The sequence below is a fragment of the Candidatus Hydrogenedentota bacterium genome, from assembly GCA_019695095.1.
Classification (GTDB): Bacteria; Hydrogenedentota; Hydrogenedentia; order Hydrogenedentales; family SLHB01; genus JAIBAQ01.
Map to the genome: position 1 here is coordinate 1 of JAIBAQ010000298.1, position 5,136 is coordinate 5,136.

At 57.9% G+C, this 5,136-nt stretch carries 6 protein-coding genes; 2 read left to right on the forward strand and 4 right to left on the reverse strand.

What is annotated here, in order from left to right; translation table 11 throughout:
* Both K1Y02_25140 and K1Y02_25145 read left to right on the forward strand, forming a co-directional pair.
* Positions 1-680: flagellin FliC (locus tag K1Y02_25140; protein ID MBX7259666.1), on the forward strand; the 680-nt coding region annotated here is incomplete at its 5' end.
* Positions 681-851: 171 nt separating this feature from the next.
* Positions 852-1,193: a flagellar protein FlaG gene (locus tag K1Y02_25145; GenBank protein MBX7259667.1), complete on the forward strand. Its 342-nt coding sequence runs from the start codon at positions 852-854 to the stop codon at positions 1,191-1,193.
* Positions 1,194-1,616: 423 nt separating this feature from the next.
* Here K1Y02_25145 and K1Y02_25150 read toward each other — a convergent pair whose 3' ends face one another.
* From K1Y02_25150 to K1Y02_25165, 4 genes are all read right to left on the reverse strand, one after another.
* A complete protein-coding gene (locus tag K1Y02_25150; GenBank protein ID MBX7259668.1) occupies positions 1,617-1,814 on the reverse strand; it encodes a hypothetical protein in 198 nt (65 codons plus the stop codon).
* 274 nt (positions 1,815-2,088) lie between these two features.
* Positions 2,089-2,529: a DUF4065 domain-containing protein gene (locus K1Y02_25155; protein MBX7259669.1), complete on the reverse strand. Its 441-nt coding sequence runs from the start codon at positions 2,527-2,529 to the stop codon at positions 2,089-2,091.
* A 184-nt stretch (positions 2,530-2,713) separates the two neighbouring features.
* Entirely contained in the window at positions 2,714-4,183 is a 1,470-nt protein-coding gene (locus tag K1Y02_25160; GenBank protein MBX7259670.1) for a hypothetical protein, read from the reverse strand.
* The gene (locus K1Y02_25165) at positions 4,180-4,848 is read right to left on the reverse strand and encodes a hypothetical protein (GenBank protein MBX7259671.1); all 669 of its coding nucleotides are present in this window, start codon (positions 4,846-4,848) and stop codon (positions 4,180-4,182) included. The genes K1Y02_25160 and K1Y02_25165 overlap by 4 nt, the downstream gene beginning before the upstream one ends.
* Between the last annotated feature and the right edge of the window lie 288 nt (positions 4,849-5,136).

Genomic DNA, 5,136 nt, shown 5'->3' on the forward strand with positions numbered 1-5,136 from the left:
CGGGTCTTGCGATCGCGGAAGGTTTCCGCTCGGTTGTAAGCGGTACGCAAGTAGCGCAGCGCAACTCTCAAGACGGTGTCAGCCTTGTGCAGACCGCCGAAGGATCGCTGAGCGAATCCACGAACATTTTGCAGCGCATACGCGAGCTGGCGGTGCAGTCGGCGAACGGCACGCAGAGCGATGCGAACCGCAGGGCGTTGCAGGACGAAGTGAGCCAGTTGTTGTCGCAGATCGACGACATCGCGCAGGACACCGAATTCAATGGAATCAAGGTGCTGAGCGTTGCGCAGACGATCACGCTTCAAGCGGGCGCGCAGCAGGGCCAGACTCTGGTGCTCAATGTCCGCGGCGCATCGACACGCGACCTCGGCATCAGCACGGTCAACATTTCGTCCGTTGCCGGCGCGGTGTCTGCCTTGGCGCAGCTTGATTCGGCCATTCAGAGTGTATCGTCTCTCCGGGCCACGTTCGGCGCGTTCCAGAACCGGCTCGAATTCACGATCAATACGCTGGCGATTCAGGAAGAGAACTCTGCCGCCGCGCAGAGCGCGATTCGTGACGCCGACATCGCACGAGAAACCATTACCTTTACGCGAAACCAGATTCTGGTAAGCGCGGGCACCAGTGTGCTGGCGCAGGCCAACGTGTTGCCTCAGACGGCGCTGACATTGCTAGGGTAGCCAGTTCGCTTTGCCGCGCGTTTATGTGGATGCGCGGTAAGGGTCCAAGCAGCGTGGCATTCCCGGGAACGGGGCTGCGCTGCAACGAACGCGAAAGACGGACGGTCTATCCGGCTGCGGCATAACGTCGCGTGAGAGGAAGACGCCTAGGCTTTCGCAGGGAGACGACCTATGGGAGTACCAAGCGTGACGGGACAGGAGCTTCGGGCTCTTGCCACTCCGTCGGTGGCTCGGACTCCTTCTGGCGGCGCTCCCGAGTCAGCGCCAAAAGAAGCGGCGCGCGTTGCGCCAGTAAGTCCTCAGCCTACCCAGGCTGACGCGGCGTCGAGTGTGGAATCGGCAGTTCAGCGAGGAGGTACCAGGCTTCGTGTAGACGACGGCACCAAGCGCATTGTTGCTCAAATCCTGGACGAGAATCGCGAGGTCATCAAGCAGATACCGCCTGAAGACCTGCTCCAAATTGCGGCACGTTTGCGTCAGTTGGAGGGGCTCCTGTTCGATTCGGATGCATAGCGCATCCCGAACATACGCCATCACGAAAATATCCCGGTGGGGGTGAGAACCCCCGCCGGGATTTCGATTGTGGGGCAGTCGTCGGAATTCAGGGACAGACCCGTTTTCGCTCACTGCGTTCGCTTCGCTTGGGTCAGTCCCTGAATTCCTCCGCGTACATCCACTGATGACGCCAGGCCTTTACGCGCCGTTTTGGAGACCCTGCGGTCGCAAGAGGCTCGCCTTGGTGGCGCCCATGACCGGACGGTCTGTCTAAGATTCGTATTGTGAGTCTGATTAGCAGCATGTTGACTAACCGTATGATTATCGCATCACACTGAGGTTACTTTTCATCTTAGGATGCAGATTGAGCCCTTGGCGTCAGTAGCAGATTCGATAATCCCCAAGAAATGCTTCCATCAGTTATCGGTGATCTGCGCCCCCCTATCCATTATCTTTCGTGTCCATGGGATAGACTTGGTGATCCGGGTCCCACCATAGGATCTTAAACACATGCCTATCCAGAATGCCCCAGAGCCGCTTCTTCTTCATTATGCGAAACGAGAAGAGTTCATCTATATCATCCTGCCTGATTTCGGATAGCCGTTTCTGTGCATTCTTGCAGATTTCATTGATAGGCATGGAATGGTGTTGTTTCCTATCTCCTCCCTGAACAAGTATATCCTTCCACTTTAGTGCCTCAAAGCTACGCAAACGCTCAATCAACGACTCCATCGAATCCCGCGCGATCACTCTCCATCCATACGGGCCATCCCAGTCCATAGACCCAAAATGCCAACTCGGCGATTCGTCTCGAGTAACGGGCCCATATTTGGGTTTCTTGGGCAGACTTCCTCGGGAGTCAGCGTATGGTTTCTTGAGGAGGCTAGGAGAATAGCTGTGGCGAGGTTTCGGTTTACCCATTCGCGCTTAAGCTCTGATAGTACCACGCCATGGCATCATGCGTTATTACGCTTGAGCCCCTGTCATTTGGCGATAGCCCCTTGCGCGCATCTTTCCATGGGTCTTCGTTGTGTGTTAAGTCGCTTAACCAACGAGAATTCTTGTCGCCGTAGAAATCCAAAACCGCGTTGATCGTCTCAAGTTGCACTTGGGATAAACTGGACGGATTACCCTTCGGCCAATCGCGGACAGTGTATTGTCCGCGATGAACATCGAATAATTCGGGTACGACTGGACCATTTGCCCACGCTTCAATCACTTCGTCAAAAAGCGGCGCGTCGTCCCACGCAAGCGACCATGCCTGTGAGTAGTAAACAAGTTTCTGCAATTTCATGGCCGTCATTGGGCCCTTCCTTTGCAGAATAAATGCCGCCACATCATGCGCAGTTGCCATATCATACACCCCTTCTTCTACGCTCCATCCTAAACTGAACACCGCGAGATCACAAGTGCATTCCGTTTGTCAATACAATCCAGTTACAGCAATTTGCGTGCCAATTTCGAATTGCTGCAAACGCACCTGCGACGCTGCCCAACGTCGAGGACTCATTCTTCAATCCATCATTGCCCCGTTCCTTTCAGAATGTATCGAACATCAATGGCAGCGGGGGCCGCGGATTGAAGTGTTCGAATGTGTCGAGGTGATGCGCGAGCACGGCGCAGCGGTCGGCGTCGATGAGGTGGTCGTCGCCTTTTTCGAACAGAATCTGGCCCATTTGCCCGACAGAGTAGGTGTGCGAGGCGTATTGGGATTCGCGGTCGGGCAGGTGCGGGAACACAATCGATCGGTCGAGCATGTGCCGCTGGATCAGTTCCGTCATGAGGGCTTTTGTGGGACGCCGGTCGGGCGAGCCGTTGGGCAGTTCGCCGAGATCGGTGAGTCCGCCAAATTCGAAGGCGCGGATCTTGTCGCACCATTCCCAACTCCGGTTCATGAGGTTGTGGGCGATGGCGCGTCCGTTGTTGCCGGCGTCGATGCCGATGCTGCGGAACGCGTAGGCTCGGTCGAGTTGCACTATGATCTCTTGTTGGCGGGCGTAGTTGACGCCTTCGAGATGGATGCGCGCGACATTAATCAAATGCGGCGGTTCCGACAAGTAGACGACGAATTCGGAGGGATCGCGCGCGTAACCGAGGTCGCATCCGAGGTAGTAGACGCCTTTGGGGGCTTCGGACAGATCGAACGCGTCGCCTTCGGTGAGGTGCACATCGAGGAAGTCGAGTCCGTCGTCGACACAAGCGAGGTAGTGATCGAGATCGAACACGGCGTGCATGGGCGATCCGTGTTGGCCGAGCACGCGGTGGATGTAGCCGGGCGAGTTTTTGCCCCCGTAGAGCCGCGCAAGTTCGTCGTCCTTCTTTGCGGAGAACTCGGGGTTCCACGACGAAGGCCAGTTGTAGGTCTCCATGTCGGGCATCTGGGTCATGCGATAGAACGTGTTGCGGAGTCCATTGGGCACTCCGTAGACCCAGCGCGAACCTCCGCCATTGAGCGCTTGGTATAACTCGCCCCACGCGGTTTCGGTCATTTCCTGGGCTTCGTCGATGATTTGCCAATCGACGTGGAGTCCCTGGAAGTTCATGCCGTGCGGTCCGGCGATGCGCCCCCAGAGCACAGAACCGTTGTCGAAGCGCAGAAACCACGAGGGTGATCGCCGGATCTCTACGAGATGTCCCGAAAAGACGGGCGTTGTCGTGAAACGGCGCGTGAGCCGTTCCATCAGCGGGAACAGGTGGTTCTCGCACTGCGTGGCGATGAGCATCTGCGAGTTGGGGCGTAGCATCGATGCCCAGCACGCGGTGATTTCGATCTCGGCCGTCTTGCCCACGTCGCGCCCATCGCAGTGGACTTTTCGTTTTTGGCGCGATTCGAGCGACTCGAACTGGTACGGGCGTGGAGTCCATGGACGGCCGCGGGCATCGGAGAAGAACCTGTTTGCGAAGGTTGTCCGGGTTTTCAGGGCGGCATACTCTTCGATTGCTTGTTCGCTATAGCCGAATCTGCCGAGCACGCGGTGCATATGTTCACCGTAGAATGGATGCTTCACGGGTCGTACTCCCCATTGAGTGGAACGTTGATTGGCGCGCCGGGCATGGGCGGGCCGGTGTACGTTGCGTTTCGTTTGATGCCCAAGGCATAGACTTCTTTCATGAGTTCGTCGCATTCGTCGATCATCGTGAGGACTTCCGGCGAGATGCCGCACGAGGTCTTGGTGTTTTGCGCTTTGGGCACGTGTTCGATGAGGTCATCGAGTTCTTTTCGGGCTTTGCGCGCTTGCTCTAGGGCTTTAAACAGGGGTTCCGCTTCCGAAGTGCGCGCACGGGTTGGGGCGGTTTTCGGCGGTTTCGTTTTGCCTCGGTCTGGAGTGCCTGGGGCGCCGGTTGGAGGATCGCCCGGGAAAACCTGCAGTTCCTGCTGCGGCTCGTCGTCGGCGAGCAATGGGTTTGTGCGGCGCAGCGTCTGCATCGTCTCGCGGAACGCGAGGAGGTGTAGGGCAACGGTCTCATCGATGCACAGAAGCACGTCGACGGGCGGACGGCCGCCGTGGCGAACGCGGGCCTCCGCGAGCTTTTGACGGCAATGGTATTTGGCGCGGGTGATCTCTTCCGGGGTTAGGAAGGGATTGGTTCCGTGGAGCCAATGGCCGAGGATGGCGTTTACGACGCCGACGCGTTTGGGCGTGGGTTCGTGGGATTGAGTGGCGGTGGCCATGATAGAACTCCTTTCATAGATATGCGCGAGTTCGTTGCACTGCGAGGGGGGCCACGGACCTACACGGACGGGCACGTGATGGAGACCTGCGGTCGTAAGAGTGGCGCGGTCGGGAGACCGCGCCACAGCGAGGGGATATGCGCGAGTTCGTTGCACTGCGAGGGGGCCACGGACCTACGCGGACCTACACGGACCTACACGGACAAACACGGACGGGCACGGACGGGCACGCGATGGAGACCTGCGGTCGTAAGAGTGGCGCGGTCGGGAGACCGCGCAAGATCGGAA

Excerpts from the sequence above, each read along its gene's own strand:
- K1Y02_25155 (MBX7259669.1), bottom strand. The coding sequence starts at position 2,529 with ATGGCAACTGCGCATGATGTGGCGGCATTTATTCTGCAAAGGAAGGGC.
- K1Y02_25145 (MBX7259667.1), top strand. The coding sequence starts at position 852 with ATGGGAGTACCAAGCGTGACGGGACAGGAGCTTCGGGCTCTTGCCACT.
- K1Y02_25165 (MBX7259671.1), bottom strand. The coding sequence starts at position 4,848 with ATGGCCACCGCCACTCAATCCCACGAACCCACGCCCAAACGCGTCGGC.
- K1Y02_25150 (MBX7259668.1), bottom strand. The coding sequence starts at position 1,814 with ATGCCTATCAATGAAATCTGCAAGAATGCACAGAAACGGCTATCCGAA.